Here is a 16,730-nt window from a genome sequence, read left to right as displayed (position 1 = left end):
AATGTTTCGCTGCATCTTGATTAATCGATCTTCGGCATCGCATCATCGCCGAGCAATCTGTCACAATCCAGAATCAGTATCACTGCGCCGCTCACCTTACCGATCGCCTTTGTAAATCGCTGCTGATAACTCCCATGATTCAATTCCGGTGGTGGAACAATATCCGACTCGCCGATTGTCAATACTTCGGCGACAGTATCGACAATAAGGCCGACGGCAATCCCGCTGATATCAACTACGACAATGCATGTCCGATCATTATACTCCATCGCGGGTTTCTTAAACCGAAGCCGTACATCAATAACCGGAATGATCTTTCCCCTGAGGTTGATAATGCCTTTTACGTATTCCGGCAAGTCCGGTACCTTAGTAATAGGCTGCAGTCCAATGATCTCCGTAACAAACTTGATTTCCAAGCCATAAACTTCTGCCCCCATAGGAAATGTCAAAAATTTGTCCTTCTGGGTATCTTCCTCGCATTCTAACTCCATTTCCACTTTTTCGGACACAAGCACTCCTCCCATATTCATCCCATCACTTTTAACCGCTCTTGCTCGCCTTTTTAGCTAGTGCCAGACGATACCACTATTTTCCGAATTTACTGTCATTAAGAAATACTTGGCGAACTTGCTTTACCGCCTACTCGGCGTATTTTCGATTCATCAACCCGCCAATATCAAGTATTAGGCTGATGCCACCATCTCCCAGGAGAGTGCATCCCGCCAAACCTTCCACTTGCCTAATATTTTTGATATAGGTCGGCAACGCTTTTACAACCACCTGCTGCTCGCCGATCAGTTCGTCCGCAAACAGGCAAGTCGCTTTGTTCTCATTTTCCACCATAATAATGATGCCCTCCGAAATACGCGTGACAGCCTGATCCACCTTAAAAACCCGACTGATACGCAGAATCGGATAGCATTCGCCGCGAACCATTATCATTTCGTTGCCGTCAGGATCAATGATAATTTCCTGTTCTTTGGGTCTGAACGATTCTTTTATCACAGCGATCGGAATCGTGTAACGGGCGTTTCCCACACCTATCGTCATACCGTCAATAATCGCCAGAGTGAGGGGAATCCGCAGCGAGATAGTCGTTCCGGCGCCAGGAGAGCTGTCAATCAGCACCGCCCCGCCAATACTGTTGATATTTTTGGTTACTACATCCATTCCCACGCCGCGGCCAGAAAACTCCGTCACCTTATCCTTCGTGGAAAATCCTGGTGAGAAAATGAAAGAAAAGATTTCCTTGTCGGTCAATTCATTCTCAGGCTTGTGAATGAGGTCATTCTCCCTAGCGCGCTTCAATATCTTGTCTTTATTCAAACCCTTGCCATCATCCTTAATGACGATTACGACGTCACTGCCATCGTTCTTCGCCTCTAGCGTAATACTCCCAGCGGCCGGTTTTCCTGCCGCCACCCGCTCCTCACCAGACTCGATTCCATGATCAATGGAGTTTCTGATTAAATGCATCAACGGATCGGAGACATGCTCGATAATATTTTTATCGACCTCTGTTTCTTCTCCCACTAGGTTCAGCCGGACTTCCTTGCCAAGCTTTTTGCTCATGTCGCGGACAATCCTGTGCATTTTATGAAAAGTTGCCGTAAGCGGCAGCATTCGAACCGACATTACCGTATCCTGTAGCTCGCTCGTTATCTTCTCTAGCTGCCGCGCCGCTTTGGTGAAGTTATCCAGGGAAAGCCCTTTCAGATCAGGGTTTTGCGTGACTAGAGCCTCTGCAATCACTAGTTCGCCCACCAAATCCATCAGCATGTCCAGTTTTGCGACATTGACACTGATCATGCTCTGATTGCTTGCCGCAGCTACACCAGCATTTTTTTCGCTAGTGCGTTTTTCGGCGATGTTCTTTTCTTTGGGAATCGGTATCTTTACCTCAGGCTCGTCCAGAACAATCTGAGCGACCGGCGTAATCTTGCCTGGGGCTGGTTCACTGATTTCGATCAGTTCAAGGCTTTTAAGAAAAATCGTTTTATCCAAAAGCTCATAGATTTCGTCGTACGTTCGTTCTGTGGCGAAAAATAGCTTGAAACCGTCTCTACGGATAATCGCGGCCGTGGAATCGTCTTCCATAATATTGTCCGGTATGTAAGAAATATCTTCGGCCGTCTCCCTCAGTGTAGGGATAATGGTATAGGCCCGAATATTCTCCATCTCGCAATTATCCTCAAAGAATATCGTCGCCGAAAAAAATCGTTTATCGAAGGCCCTGCCAGATTTGTCCTGACTGATATAATACTGCTGCTTGCTTACAGGAGCTTCAGTCTTAATCTCGGCTGGGGACGATTCGGCTTTGGCTTTTGTAGAATCGAGATTAGCAGTCTTCATCTCATCCAAAAAACTTTTTATGGCGCTGATAAGAGAACTCGCGTCCCCATCGGAACTACCGACGTTTCGGATCTTCTCTAGCTCGTTCTTAATAAAATCAGCGCCACTGAGAATAAGATCCGACAATTGTGAACAATCTACCTTTTCCGGTTTCGCCTCGCGAAGATAGAAAAACACATCTTCAAGAGAATGGGCGAGAGTCGCCATGTTATCAAACAGCATCATAGCCGACGCGCCTTTAATGGAATGCATCACCCGAAATATTTCATTAATCTCTGTGGCGCCATAGCAACCCGACTCTTCACTGCCAATTACCGTTTGCTCTAACTGTTCTAGTAGCTGCGCTGTTTCAAACAGATATAGATCAAGCATTGGCTCCAAAGTATTCTGATCCGACATCGCCCATCTCCTCCTTCACTGTACTCTATTACAACGCCGCGACCTTGTTAAGCGTTTCTAGCACCTGCGGTTCTTTAAATGGCTTCACCACGAAATATTTGGCACCGTTCATAATGGACTCTTTGACGAAACGTTCCTGCCCCATAGCCGAAACCATAACAACCTTAGCCTGAGGATCCAAGGCCATAATCTCTTTCAGCGCTTCGATTCCAGTCTTTACAGGCATGGTAATATCCATTGTCACGATATCAGGCTTTAAACTCTTGTATTTTTCTATCGCTTGGGCACCATCCTCCGCTTCTCCTACTATCTCATAATCATGTTTCTCAAGCATTCCCTTCAGGGCTAACCGCATAAAAACCATATCATCAACTACCAATACTCTTTTCATCTTCTTCCTCCAGCTATGTTTTTTTATAAACAAAATGCTTCAAGCAGCATATCCAGGGCGGTAAGGATCTTTTCTCTTAGAGAAAAATTACGATCGTTCATCCGCCAAGATAAACAGATACTACTGAAAGCTCCCCAAATAATATCAGCTAGTATTGCACTGTCTAGGTCTTCTTTTATTTCTCCCAGCTTTTGTCCCCTCTCAATAACTTCCGTGAGAAAGTTCTTGCGACTGAACAGAATGTTATGTACCTTATCTTCAAATTCAGGCTCTGATGATAGTACGCCGTAAATTTGTGTCAAAGCGGTAATGGCTGGATAGTTTTCATAGTAAATAGCATAAGAATCAACCAAAAAAGTTATAGCTTCTTTCGTCCGCAACCCCTTCAACCTGACCGATTGAAAAATATCAGCGTCATATTGAGAGAAATGGTCCAGGACTGCCAGAATAATCTCGTTCTTTGACTTGAAATGCCGAAAAAGCGTTCCCTCCGAAATCCCCTGTCGTGTTGCAATCGCACGCGTTGATAAGCCCTGGATGCCCAACTCATCAATGATTTCGATTGCCGAAAGGATAACTCTCTCTTTTCGATGTAAAAAACTGTTCATAACTCTACCACCCGAGCGAGTGATCACTCGCTTTTTTATTTTATTTTATAAGTTCGCCTAACTGCTTGTCAACATTTTTCAATATAATTTTTTACTCATTTACATAAATTTAACAATTATGGTAAAGTAAGCGGGGAAATTGTCGAACAAAGATGTTTTGATAGTATCTTTTTCATTTCGATGATATTTTCCCAAAAGTTTTATGTCAGCATTAGTCTATTATCTTATGGACATAATATCACTGAATAACTCTAGTTCTTATGACGTTAGTTCCTCACGAAGCCAAAATTATATCAGCACATTACAATAGAGGTGAACGAATATGCATCATAATAATCGAGTTGTATGTCCAGTTTGCAACTCTGATAAATTGATGTTAAAATACCAAGCTACCTATGAATATTCTTATAGAATAGATGCAAATGCCCCGGGAGTTAATAATACCCAAGAGCTTCTTCCCTATATGTATGATAGGCGAGAACAAAAGGATGGTAAGCAATATATAGAATGCAAGAGCTGCGGAACCTACTATCCATGCTATTTTGATAAATGGACAGAAGGAATTACCGTCCAAATGATACAAAATACGATTAACTCAGCATATACGCCGCAACAGTAACGGCCGAAGGAAATAGCAAAGCGGGGACATGGAGGAAATCCCCCAAAAGACAAGAAGGCCTGCCAAATTTTTGTTAATTTGGCAGGCCTTCTTGTCTTTTTCACTACAAATGATGCATAAAAGGCGACGCGACTCATCTCAGATATCAGTCAAAAACGTGATTTATGTCTTGTACAATTTATCTATCAATAAACCCGCCTGCCACCATCAATATAGTCGGCAAAACTAATAATCTGCGATTTTAGCGGAATTTCATCCTCTACCACGCCAAAAAATCCCATTCCATCGAGCTTTTCGTGATGATATAAAATTATATTTTCCTCAAACTTTAATAACGGATAGGTACGAAACTCCAGCATTATACGTCAAACCGAGAAGTCAGCGCTTGCAAATTTCCTGCCATCTCTTTATTTCCTTCTGCACCGGCAGCCAGTGTCTGCATGCCTGCAGCTTGTTCTTCCATGGCTGCAGCTACCTGCTGCGAACTCGCTACTACCTTTTCCATGACAGCAGCTACTTTTTCAATTTGACCTACGATCTCTTCTGAATTAGCCAATTCCTGATCGGCGAGTTGATTAATCTCTGCAATTGCCAAAACCGTATCCGCTACAGCCTGATCAATCTGTGCCAAGGAATCATCTGTGCTCTGTGCTGCCAAAACTCCCTTGGCAACCTGATGAGCATTTTTATCGATTGCTTCCACAACCTTACTGGTGTTTTCCGTAATTTTATAGATCAATGCACTAATATCACGCGCTCCGCTATCGGATTGCTCCGCTAATTTGCGCACCTCTTCGGCCACAACGCTAAACCCCTTGCCGTGTTCACCAGCTCGCGCCGCTTCAATACTAGCATTTAGAGCAAGCAAATTAGTCTGCTTAGCTAGAGCCGTAATCATTTCAATAATCTGTCCAGCCTGCTGAGCATACTGATTCAGTTCTTCAATAGCTTTCCCTGTACTTTGTGTTTCAGCTTTAATATCCTGCATACAGCTCACAGTTTCGCTAACTTTACGGCGCCCCGCTTCACCGGCTAAGCTTGTAGCATGCGACTTTTCTACCGCCGTATCAACCTTTATTTTCGCATCCCCGATGAGTTGCGCTAATTCCGCCAGTATCTGTCTGGTTTTTTGCAAATCTTCATTGCCAACCCTAGCATCTTCTGCTACATCCTGCGTATTTTCCGTAATATCATTTCCTGCTGCTACGACCTGTTCGATAGAGGCCGCCATTTGTGACGAACTAGCAAATAAATGGTCACTACTGCTTCGCACGTTTTTTACGATGCCCGCCTGCCCTCGCAGCATAGCGTCAAAGGAGCGAAATAAATCACCAATTTCATCTTTTCTGGTACTTGTAACTCCTTGGGTCAAATCCCCTTGCTCCACTTTGCGCATTAAGCTGCGCAAGTGTTCAATTGGTTTGACAAGAGAATTAGCCTGTATATACGCGATCGCTAAAGCCAACGCCAAGGCTATAACTAGTATCGCTACCGTATTATACAAAATTCGATCAGCCGTTTTCATATACTCTTTAACAGGAAGTGTCACAGCCAATGAAAATTGCTTAACAGGCACATATGCAGCTAACATCGTTTGGCCTTGCTCTACATAAAATCCCTGCCCACTTCTTCCAGTAGTCATCGCTTTAGCCAGTTCCGCGGTCCCCTGATCTTTACTTTCAAGCAAGGAGTCCTTTAAAACAAGCTCCTTATTGGGATGAGACACAAACTGCCCCTTGTTATTGAGCAAATAAGCATAGCCCGTTTCGCCAATTTTTAAACTATCTGCCTGGCGGACAAGATAGTCAAAATTGACACTAGCCGCCAATACACCGACGATTTTCCCATTGTCCTTAATAGGCTGGGTAATAAGAATGATCGATTTATGATTCGTTTTTGATACCAATACTTCACTGGTAACTTTTTGGCCTGCCATAGTTTGTTTAAAATAATCACGTTCTTTTACAGAATAGCCTGCCGAACCATCCTGACTTGATATAATAATGGTTCCCTTGGCGTCGACAATGAATATTCCATCTAATAATTCTTGATTCTGTTGTTGTAAATTTTGCAGTGTCGTTCTGGCCATTTCACCATTACCGGACAATACCGACTCGCGAAAAACACCATCCATCGCTGCTGTATATGCTAAAATATCTGCACTTTCCATATTTGCCTCTAGCACCAAGCCCATTTTTTCCGCTATACTTACGGTCTGTTCTTCGCTCTTAACCTTTAAAGAATCCGCAGTTTGTCGATATGAAAGGATTCCTAAAGTCAGACAGGGCAATGTAATTAATAAAAAAAGTCCCGTTACTATTTTTGCTTTCAATTTCATTCGTAATCTCACACCCCTCTTTGCCATCATTCGTTTTGATTGAGATAATTACAGCATAGTTACACTCATTTTCATTATTAAACGCTATCATGTTATTGATCTCATAAGCATACTTTTTTTCTTATGTATTCGCTTAAGAACAGTTTTTTTTCAATAAATAACCTGTTAATTATTAACTAGTTTATCAAAAATACAAAAAAACACAAGACTCATTATTATCAGCTTGATATTCATCGGTACGCGCACTCCCTATTTACAAAACGAACGGACCTGTATCAGCACTGATGCAGGCCCGTTCGTTTTGTTTCAACCCCAATAAATAAAGCTATTTTAGTGCATATTCAACAGCTGCATAATTCATTGTAAATAATATTATGGAACTCATACCACCTAACCCAATTGTTTTCATAGTCCGCTCCTTACATTATAAAGATTACAATACTAATATCATACACTAGGGTTTCTTTATTTTCCATATTTTCATATTTACCTAGTGCCAAAGTTATTGCTGATTATTGGCAATGAATATGAGCTGCTTTATAAGCTCCTTAACATTTTGAATTACTATATCAATGTCACTCTTACTTCCATTGTTAATATGAATTCCTGCTGAAGCTACCTGTGCAATTTCGTTATATATGACACAAGGAGTTTGCTGGTGTAAAGAAAAATCTTAGCTGACCACTTTCCTATTCCAAACTTTTTCCTTTGGATTCAGGAATCAGAAAAATACTGACTCCGGCCAAAAAATAAGCAAAGGAAGTAAGCCCTAGTGCAGATCCCATTCCGTACAGACCGGCAAAATAACCAATCACCATTGGCGATACAGCACTAATCATCCGCCCAACATTATAAGTAAAGCCCGTTCCTACACCACGAACAGCTGTGGGAAAAGACTCTGAGCAAATCGCACCAAATCCGCTGAAAGAGCCGGAGCCAAAGATCCCTACAAGCGGCCCTAAGATCATCAGGGTAGTAACATCGCGTACCGAACCATAGAAATAGACTAAAACAGCCGCAATCATTAAATAAATAGCAAATACAGGGCGACGACCAAACTTATCAGCAAAAAAACCATATGTAACATAGCCGACCCAAGCCCCCAGCATCGTCGGAATCATAAAGCCGGAAGACTTAAGAATACTAAGTCCTGCACCGCCTTTTTCAACGGGAGTGCTCAAATAACCGGGCAGCCAGGTAAATAGCCCCCAGTAAGCAAACATCATAAAAGTACTCGAAAGCGTAATCACCAGCGTATAACGAATGAGCTGCGGACTAAAGATCTGCCATACACTGACCCTTTGTGCATTTTCTCCCTGCTTCATCGATTTCCACATATCAGTTTCCTCTACAGCAACTGCAAGCCAGACCAAAAGCAGTGCTCCCGGGATAATTCCAATCATAAATAATGTTCTCCAACCCCAGACAGGAAGAATAACCATGGAAGCAATCGCAGCCATAACGTAGCCAAATGCCCAGCCACTTTGCATAATGCCAATTGCTTTTGCACGATTTTTAGTTGACCATGTCTCTGAAATCAAAAGAACACCGGCAGTCCATTGTCCTCCCATGCCAAGGCCTAAAATCGTTCTAGCAATTGCCAGCTGCACCAGATTTTGCGCCAAACCACTCAGTCCTGTAAAAATAGAAAACAAAAGAATTGTTGTCATAATGGCTTTTTTCCGCCCCAGCTTATCAGAAAACAGCCCTGCACCAATACCACCTACTGCCGAGGAAAACAAAGTAACTGTGGCAAGAAAACCTGCCTCCACGGCACTAAGTCCCCACTCTCCCAGCAGTGTTGTAAGAGCAAATGCATATACCATGACATCAAATGCATCTAGTGCATACCCGAAGAAGCCGGCAATTAGGGCATTCCATTCTTTCTTTGTAACGCCTCGCCACCAGGATTGCGCCACGTCTTCCTTCTTTCTTTCCCTATCCAGTTCCTCTTCAACACCTTGCTTTACAGCTTCCATTCCAAACCTCCTCATTATTTTTGCTGATTTCACCTATATTAACTGATAGTTTATATTTTTTACATAGAGCTCCTCATAATTGATTTCATTGATTACTCAGTCATTCAAATATTAACTGCCAGTAAATTTTTCAAATAAAAAAAGAAAACACTTCTTTGATCTGTTTTAAGGAACTGCTTTTCACTTCTAGCCATAGAAGATGAAATATGATATATTTTTAGTAATATCCTATTATTTGAAATGTGACATTTTTACAGGTAGTTTTATTTTAACTGCTAGTTAAATCCATTGTCAATAGGCATACGAATAAAAAACTAATAACGTGGTGATGATTATGAATCTTGGTGAACAAGTCCGTACAGCAAGACTCCATACACATATAACTTTAGATGAAGCTGCTGAGCTGATCCGCAATCGCTATAATGTGCGTCTTTCTGGTGCCTATTTGAGTATGATTGAGCGAAACGAGCGAACCAATTTAACAACAAAACTCCAAAATGCTTTGATTGATTTTTTCTGTTTAAACACGCCTCATATTCCTGATCTCATCGATATTCTTGATCAACAAGAGTTAACTGTTGATGGACAACCGCTCAGCGAAGAAGCACGAGCTGATATTAAGGCAATCATTCAGCTTGTCATTAAGAAAAAACAAAAATAAACTCCTGACACATGTCAGGAGTTTATTTTTTGTAAAAACTTATTCTAATTCACGTCCCTTCGTTTCCGGAAGCAGAAAGATCGCTGCGGCAGCTAAGAAGTAAGCGGCTCCGGTAAACAAAAGAGCTGAGCCAAGTCCGTAAAACAAAGCCAGATAACCAATAAACAGAGGCGCTCCTGCACTGAATATCCGTCCCATATTATACGTAAATCCGGTTCCAAATCCCCGAGCCTGAGTAGGAAATATCTCGGAGGCGAATGCACCAAAACCACTAAAAGCGCCAGAACCGAAAAAACCGACAAATGGGCCTAAAAGAAAGAGCATTTCCGGATCGCGTGAAGTTCCGTAAAAATAAACGAGACAAGCAGCAACCATAAGATAGAAAGAGAAAACCGGTCGTCGTCCCATACGATCCGCAAAAAAACCATACGTCACATAGCCAAGCCATGCACCAATCATCACAGGAATCATAAACTGTGATGATTGAACAATACTGAGTCCTGCCCCGCCTTTTTCTGCAGGCATACTCAGATAGCTTGGCAGCCAGGAAAACAGTCCCCAGTACCCCAGCATCAGCAAGGTGCTAATCAACGTAATCACAACCGTATACCGCCGTAAAGCAGGCCGGAAAATCTGGAAAAAGTCCATACGACTTTCTTTGCTTTGCGCCTGTGCCTTCTTCCAGTGTACTGTTTCATCAATGTAGTAGACAAGCCATAAAATACAAATCGCCGGCAGCAGACCAATCATAAATAAAGCACGCCAACCATAAGACGGCAACAGCATAATTGTCGCCAAGGCAGCCAGTACATAGCCTAATGCCCAGCCACTTTGCATCAGTCCCATCGCTTTCGCCCGATGCCCGGGAGGCCATGTTTCTGCCAGTAGAAGAACGCCTGCAGTCCATTGACCGCCCATACCAATCCCCAAACAAGTTCTGGCTAAAGCCAACTGTATAACATTTTGTGAAATACCACTCAAAAAGGAAAACACAGCAAATATAGAGACAGTCAGCATAATCCCCTTTTTCCGGCCAAAGCGGTCTGACACAATACCAAAAAGAACACCACCAAAGGACGAAGCAAATAAAGTAAGCGACGCCAAAAAGCCAGCACTAATTGTAGTCAACTGCATTTCCTGCACAATCGTAGTCAGAGCAAATGCATATACCATCACATCAAATGAATCAAGCGTATAACCAAAAAAAGCCGCAGCCAAAGCCTTCCACTGCGAAATAGTAATCTCTTGCCACCACGGTTTTCTTGTTTCAATAATCTCAACAGTAATTCCCGATCTGTTACTTTTTCTTGGTAACATAACGTCTCCCTGTAGCTGCATTATATCACCCAATATATCGTAAAACCGCTCCAAAGTAAACCTTAGTAGGCAAAACCTCCCTGTTCAGTTTTTTAACTGCCTGGAAGAATATTTTGCAAAAATCTTACACTTCATTCTTTTTTCCATTGAAATTAAAAGCCCCTTCCCAATTACTCAATAACTCGGAAGGAGCCTCTAAGCTTGTCAATACTAATTTTCCCCACATCAAGTAAAGCCGCAAAAAACCGATATTGACTACACAGGCATTATTTAAGAATAAAAATGAAGCTGCGAAGAAAAAAGGTCATTTCATCCACAAAGATAAGTAACTTATTATGCAGTTATATAAAGTATATACGGCTGATTTTCAGAGTAATTGGAAAGATACGTTTTTCTTATAATAGAATCTATGTCTTTAGAGATAATACCATCAAGATTATTGGTAGTTAAGTTTATTGGACTAACTTCTTGAGGAGCGACTATACCTGCCGTAGTTTGAATCAAATTCTTTAGACCAGAATAATTTAATGCATCGCCGGTATTACTCTCGGCTATGTTTGTAGTAGGGGCAGTTGTCGTAGCTGTTTCCAACTTGCTTCTAAAATAATTTAAATAATCGCCCCCTGTTTTTAAAACCGTTTGCCATTTGTCCGGGTTATTACTTATAATTTCTTGCATTTGCCGCGAATTATCTTGGAAAATATTTAGAATGTCTGTTTTTATTTTTTCGTTAGTGAGGCTACTCGTGGGATCGGTAGTTTGTAGCTTATTATAGATTTTATCGGCTGTTTTCTGAGCAAAATTCCCGACAAGATTATTAACGTAATCATCCAAGCTGTTTACCCGTGCTTGCAGATCATCACCTTGGAAATTGCTTTGCAGCTCACTCTTGTAGAAACTTGTCTTGACTATAAGATTATTAAGATAGTCTGTACCATTGTCAGTAACAGAAGTAATACGCGGCCCATTAAAGTCTTGGTAATATACATTACCGTCAATACTATCAGGATTAGTCGCAGCCAAATCCTGCCGAATGCTTTGCGATGTCAGTGCCGTTTTTTTGAAATAGTCCTGCCAATTTTGCGCATCTTGGGGTGAAGTGCAATCAGAAACCGAAAAAGCAAAGTCATCATTCTGCATCTCAGATGAAACGCACTTTTGTGCGATTGAGTTGTATTGGTCCTGACTTATCACAACTGATGGTAGTGGATTCTCAGCAGTTTTGGCCATCATCTCTTTTACAGCCTCAGGATCCAGCTGGATACTTGTTTCGATTTGCGGCGAAAGTTGCGTGCTTACATTAGTCAGCGAAAATGGACTTAACATTCTTATCGGCATAGAGTCCCCCTCTTTCTTGATAAAATTACTTTCACATACTATACATCGTATTCTATTAGAGACTTTTTAAGTGTCGCCATTATTTTTCTCAGCAATTGCAGTAGAAGCGCCCGTCAAGTATCTGACGAGCGCTTAAGACATCTTTTTGCTTCGATTTCCTTGTTTCTACGATTATCGCTCGATCAGCTTAGCACTGCCTGGATATAATCGATACTCACACAGGTCATCCGCGACTGTGAACTCAGCCTCGGTCATCTGTATGATATCTTCCACCGAGAAACCTGGAGCCACTTCCTTCAGTATCAAGCCTTGCGGAGTCACGCTAAATACGGCTTTGTCGGTTATGATAACATCGACTACGCCTTTACCAGTCAAGGGAAGGAGACATTTTTTTAAGATTTTAGAATTCCCCTTTTTGTCATTATGTTGCAACGTAGCAACCACTTTACGAGCCCCAACAACGAGATCCATGGCCCCTCCCATACCAGGAGAATATTTACCGGGAGCAATTGGCATCGCCCAGTTCGCAATACTCCCTTCCTGGTCTACTTCTAATGCCCCGAGAATCGTGGAATCTACATGCCCCCCTCTGATAATCGAAAAAGATGTTGACAGATCAAATATGCACGCGCCTGGCAGTAACGTAATCGGCTGCCCGCCGGCATTAGCCACGTCAGCATCTTGCGCTCCCAGCTTGGGAGTCGGTCCAAACATCAGGCACCCATTCTCCGACTGTAAAATTACATTGACACCAGGTGGAATATAATTAGCGGCCGCCGTTGGCATACCAAAACCGAGATTTACCACTTCACCATCATTAAGCTCTAAAGCAGCCCGGCGGGCGATCATTTCTCTAAAATCCATGTTATATACCTCCCTACCCAATTTCGTCAATCTTTCTGTTAAGCCAGTCGACCAGTCCGCACCCATAATTCTTTAAGAACATCCTGCTGTTCCTGTAAGGAGTCCCCTTGGATAACAGCCTTTACAAATATCCCGGGAGTACCCACAAGTTCTGGGTTAATTCCACCAACTTCTACGATCTCGTTTACTTCAGCAACAGTAAAGGTTGCAGCCGTTGCCATTACTGGATTGCTGTTAAGTGATACGCCGCGATATTGGACATTGCCTAGTTTGTCAGCACGATATCCCTTAATAAAAGCAAAATCGGCTGTAAGCGGCAATTCTAGCAGATACTCTTTGCCATTGATCGTGAGCTTCTCTTTCCCTTCTGCTACTAAAGTGCCATTGCCAGTTGGCGTTAGCACACCGCCAAGACCAGAACCGCCTGCTCTAATTTTTTCAATAAATGAACCCATTGGGTAATATTCTATTTCAAGCTCGCCATTTTTAAAGACCTCCAAGGCTTCTGGACAAGTACCAGCATGAGCGGTAATAAATTTTTTAACCTGCTTATTTTTGAATAGCGGCGCCAAATCAAAATCACCGCCAGGATACGAACACACTACAGCAATAACCGTTAAATCTTTTACTTTTTTCTCGACCAATTTTTCAATACACTTTAACGGTGACCCAATACCAAGAAACCCGCCAATCATAATGGTAGCCCCATCGCAAACTTTTTCTATAACTTCGTCTAAATTCATAACTTTGTTCATACATTTTCCCCCTTCTATGATTATCACCTTAAAGCTCTGATAAGCTTGCGTAGCTTCTTCTAGCTTGCTTATGCTTTAGAAGTCATCTTTAATCAGAAATTGAACTAGCTTTTTTTATTTGAAACTTTAACAGGTACTTTATAAACTAATGGCCATTTGTCGAAGAAGGTATTACAATACAAAATCACCATCAACAAGGCAAATTGACCAGCAAGAAGACCCATGACCGGATAGCCAAGTCCCAAGTCATTACCGCCATAAGATAAAAGCTTAAACGTTTGCAACCAGAGAAGACCAAAAATCATCCCGCCGCCTAGCCAAATTCCAAAACGAATCAGTGCCCTATTTAAATCGTTAGAAACGATTTCGGCGCTGGGATAATCATCAAACAAGTGATGCCAGGTCAATTGGAAACAGATTGTCGATAATTCTAGTGAAGCAACCACTAAATCAGCTGGTACTCCAGGCACGAGATTCAACGGTTCTACTATCGCACGCAAGGTCGGCGGAACAATCAGTGCTGCTGCCAAGGCAATGGCTAGCCCCACCAAACCAGCATAAGGTTGGGTTTTTGCAAACAATTTCTGTGGGTAACGCTCGCCCCCCTCAGCAGGGATTAAAAAGAAGAAGATAAAAGCCTGGCAGAAAGCTAAAAATGCGGCCCACGACCCAAATGGCTTATCAACAATTCCATGTCCGCCCAAGGATAAACCACTCATCAAGCTGGGGAAAAACATGGCGAACCAAACGATTAATGCGAGAACCGTACTGATCGCCATTGCCCCAACACTATCGATCGGCGCAGCAGCTTTGCCAGCAAACGGCCACTTTTGAAAGAGCGCGACATAACTAATTTGCGTAATAATAACGGCTAAGCAATAAAAATTACCGACTTCCCAGCCTTCGATTGCTAGTTGAACTTCTGCCGCGGTCTTAGGCATGAATAAAATTCCCAGACTGAAAGGTTTCCACCATATGCCGATAAACCCAATTAAGATAAAAAATCCAACAATCCCTGTGAGCAGTCCAATCAAACTATACCGAATACCAGCCTTGGGCTGCAATTCAGTTACATGATACTTGCCGTAATTACCAAAAAGTAATGTTTGCCAAATCCAAGCATTAATAACCATCCAAAAAAAAGTTCCTTCGCCTAAAACGCCAATATACTTTGCTGCCACCTTAGCATCAACGGCTGCTAGACCCGGACCAGCTAAACTAATCGCTATTGATTTGACAATTAATCCCCAAATGGGCCAATAAATCAGTGCTACCATAAAACAAATAACTGTTAATACGACACCTGTGGTAAGAGGACTCTCAAAACGCCTTTTGACTAGATACTCTGTCATACGCCACCCTCTTTTCATATTTTATTTGCCAATATCATACTATTGCAATTCTTGTGCCAAGCAAGAACCCTTGCTTTATCGCGGCCCCTTCCAACAAAGCATTTACTTTTCTGAAAATTCGTCCAGCTTCTTGGATTTTCATCTTGTTATAATTTCAATGCTCCTATGGTTTATTTACTCTGTACATAAATTTAAAAGGTGATTGAGGTTAAGTAACCCTCAATCACCTATACTGGCTATACCACTTCTTACCTGGTACAGCAACTAACACTTTACGGTTTATCCCGTCAAATATCAATATTAAATTTTTTCATTTTATTGTAGAGGCTGCTACGTGAAATTCCCAGAGCTTCCGCAATCTTTAGCTTATCACCCTTGTAAGTCTTGCTTGCTTTCAAAATGGCGTCCCGTTCCGCCTCATCCGCCTGGGCTCGCAAAGCCTCGCCACTATTGGGAATTCTAGCGGCATAGATATAATCCGGTATATACTCACAAGTGATAATTCCATTCGCTGACAAAGATACAGCTGCCTCTATTATATTGGCCAATTCTCGCACGTTTCCAGGCCAGTGGTACTCAAATAGCGCCTTCATAAAATCATGTTCTACTTTTGGTTTTTCAATCCCTAATTCATCTGCGGTTTTCTCTAAAAACAGCTCTACTAATAAAGGAATATCCTCGGGATGTGTTCTTAGCGCCGGCATATGAATAGGTATAACATGCAACCTAAAGAATAAATCCTGACGGAATTTGTCTTCCTTGATCAACTGGTGCAAATCATGATGAGTAGCGGCAATCACTCGAACATCAATGGGAACTGGAAAATGGCCACCAACCTTTTCAATTTCCCGTTCTTGTAAAACCCGCAGTATCTTCGATTGTAGCGAGAGAGGCATATCGCCGATTTCATCCAAAAAAATGGTTCCCCCATCAGCCATTTGGAATTTTCCTGGGTGGCCGCCTTTACCAGCACCGGTAAACGCCCCCTGCTCATAACCAAATAACTCTGACTCAAGCAGGTTGTCGGGAATAGCAGCACAATTTACTCGAACAAAGGCTTGGTGCCTTCTGCTATTCAGCCTATGTATGGCGTGAGCCACCAACTCTTTTCCTGTGCCTGTCTCGCCTAAGATGAGAACATTTGACTTTGTCTTCGCAGCCGCTATAATCCGTTCCTTTAGTGACAATATAGTATGACTTTTGCCAATAATGTCGTCAATCGTATACTTGGATTTATGCTGCTTATCCTTTCTGACAATACTCAGATTTCGCTCCTCGCAGCCAGCCATCACTTCAGGTAGATAATCCACCAAGCTTCTAAAACTGATAACCCCCACAACATTCCGTTCCTCATTGATTACCGGTACAATGTCTAAGACAACCTTCTTCAGCGAAGTTATATGATCACTTTCCACCAGGGGAGGAATTTCCTGTAAGAAATCCCCTAATGAATGCTCCTGCCAATTTCTAACCAATAATGAGGAAGCCCTAATAACACCTTTATACATATTTCTATGATCAACAACTATAACAAAAGAGACTTTAGAGATTGCCATTCTTTCGGCAATTGCTGAAATAGTGTCAGAGGAGGAACATATCGTAAAAAAATGATCCATAATTTGCCTTATCTTCAAGGATATCCTCCTCCTTAACTTACCATTTCATTCGCACTTATAAGTAGGGAATTCCACTAAGTTCCATAGTTGAGCTTTATCTAAATTATTTTTTTCTAAAATTAAGATATTTCAAAAAAATTA

15 protein-coding genes are annotated in these 16,730 nt (G+C 42.1%); 2 read left to right on the top strand and 13 right to left on the bottom strand.

The window, feature by feature from the left end:
• Positions 1–20: 20 nt before the first annotated feature.
• The 4 genes from AC0NJP_RS08170 to AC0NJP_RS08155 form a co-directional block, all read right to left on the bottom strand.
• A complete protein-coding gene (locus AC0NJP_RS08170; RefSeq protein ID WP_474699446.1) occupies positions 21–509 on the bottom strand; it encodes a chemotaxis protein CheW in 489 nt (162 codons plus the stop codon).
• Between the two features lie 130 nt (positions 510–639).
• The gene (locus AC0NJP_RS08165) at positions 640–2,751 is read right to left on the bottom strand and encodes a chemotaxis protein CheW (protein WP_474699445.1); all 2,112 of its coding nucleotides are present in this window, start codon (positions 2,749–2,751) and stop codon (positions 640–642) included.
• A gap of 28 nt (positions 2,752–2,779) precedes the next feature.
• A complete protein-coding gene (locus tag AC0NJP_RS08160) occupies positions 2,780–3,142 on the bottom strand; it encodes a response regulator (protein ID WP_474699444.1) in 363 nt (120 codons plus the stop codon).
• Between the two features lie 23 nt (positions 3,143–3,165).
• Complete coding sequence (locus tag AC0NJP_RS08155; protein ID WP_474699443.1) at positions 3,166–3,750, bottom strand: TetR/AcrR family transcriptional regulator; 585 nt, start codon at positions 3,748–3,750, stop codon at positions 3,166–3,168.
• A gap of 322 nt (positions 3,751–4,072) precedes the next feature.
• On the opposite strand from AC0NJP_RS08155, the gene AC0NJP_RS08150 reads away from it, so the two are divergent.
• Positions 4,073–4,369, top strand: coding sequence for a hypothetical protein (locus AC0NJP_RS08150; RefSeq protein WP_474039691.1), 297 nt, complete (start codon positions 4,073–4,075; stop codon positions 4,367–4,369).
• Positions 4,370–4,554: 185 nt separating this feature from the next.
• Here the strand turns inward: AC0NJP_RS08150 and AC0NJP_RS08145 are convergent, their stop codons facing one another.
• From AC0NJP_RS08145 to AC0NJP_RS08135, 3 genes are all read right to left on the bottom strand, one after another.
• The gene (locus AC0NJP_RS08145; protein ID WP_474699442.1) at positions 4,555–4,728 is read right to left on the bottom strand and encodes a hypothetical protein; all 174 of its coding nucleotides are present in this window, start codon (positions 4,726–4,728) and stop codon (positions 4,555–4,557) included.
• Positions 4,728–6,707 (bottom strand): methyl-accepting chemotaxis protein, encoded by a 1,980-nt coding sequence (locus tag AC0NJP_RS08140; RefSeq protein WP_474699441.1) that lies wholly within the window; start codon positions 6,705–6,707, stop codon positions 4,728–4,730. Before AC0NJP_RS08140 ends, AC0NJP_RS08145 begins: the two co-directional genes overlap by 1 nt.
• Before the next feature lie 689 nt (positions 6,708–7,396).
• Positions 7,397–8,686 (bottom strand): MFS transporter, encoded by a 1,290-nt coding sequence (locus AC0NJP_RS08135; RefSeq protein ID WP_474699440.1) that lies wholly within the window; start codon positions 8,684–8,686, stop codon positions 7,397–7,399.
• A 334-nt stretch (positions 8,687–9,020) separates the two neighbouring features.
• Between AC0NJP_RS08135 and AC0NJP_RS08130 the strand changes: the two genes are divergently transcribed.
• Complete coding sequence (locus AC0NJP_RS08130) at positions 9,021–9,347, top strand: hypothetical protein (protein ID WP_474039695.1); 327 nt, start codon at positions 9,021–9,023, stop codon at positions 9,345–9,347.
• Between the two features lie 39 nt (positions 9,348–9,386).
• Here AC0NJP_RS08130 and AC0NJP_RS08125 read toward each other — a convergent pair whose 3' ends face one another.
• The 6 genes from AC0NJP_RS08125 to AC0NJP_RS08100 all read right to left on the bottom strand — a co-directional run bounded on the left by AC0NJP_RS08125 (position 9,387) and on the right by AC0NJP_RS08100 (position 16,589).
• Positions 9,387–10,664, bottom strand: a complete 1,278-nt coding sequence (locus tag AC0NJP_RS08125) for an MFS transporter (protein ID WP_474699439.1) — start codon at positions 10,662–10,664, stop codon at positions 9,387–9,389.
• A 333-nt stretch (positions 10,665–10,997) separates the two neighbouring features.
• Positions 10,998–12,002: a hypothetical protein gene (locus tag AC0NJP_RS08120; RefSeq protein ID WP_474699438.1), complete on the bottom strand. Its 1,005-nt coding sequence runs from the start codon at positions 12,000–12,002 to the stop codon at positions 10,998–11,000.
• A 171-nt stretch (positions 12,003–12,173) separates the two neighbouring features.
• Positions 12,174–12,866, bottom strand: coding sequence for a 3-oxoacid CoA-transferase subunit B (locus AC0NJP_RS08115; protein WP_474039698.1), 693 nt, complete (start codon positions 12,864–12,866; stop codon positions 12,174–12,176).
• Positions 12,867–12,904: 38 nt separating this feature from the next.
• Complete coding sequence (locus AC0NJP_RS08110; RefSeq protein ID WP_474039699.1) at positions 12,905–13,621, bottom strand: CoA transferase subunit A; 717 nt, start codon at positions 13,619–13,621, stop codon at positions 12,905–12,907.
• Between the two features lie 104 nt (positions 13,622–13,725).
• Positions 13,726–14,973 (bottom strand): hypothetical protein, encoded by a 1,248-nt coding sequence (locus tag AC0NJP_RS08105; protein ID WP_474699437.1) that lies wholly within the window; start codon positions 14,971–14,973, stop codon positions 13,726–13,728.
• Positions 14,974–15,260: 287 nt separating this feature from the next.
• On the bottom strand, positions 15,261–16,589 hold the full coding sequence (locus AC0NJP_RS08100; protein WP_474699436.1) for a sigma 54-interacting transcriptional regulator: 1,329 nt from the start codon (positions 16,587–16,589) through the stop codon (positions 15,261–15,263).
• Between the last annotated feature and the right edge of the window lie 141 nt (positions 16,590–16,730).

This window comes from Pelorhabdus sp. sgz311002, from assembly GCF_056134285.1.
This window is presented reverse-complemented; position numbering and strand designations above follow the sequence as displayed.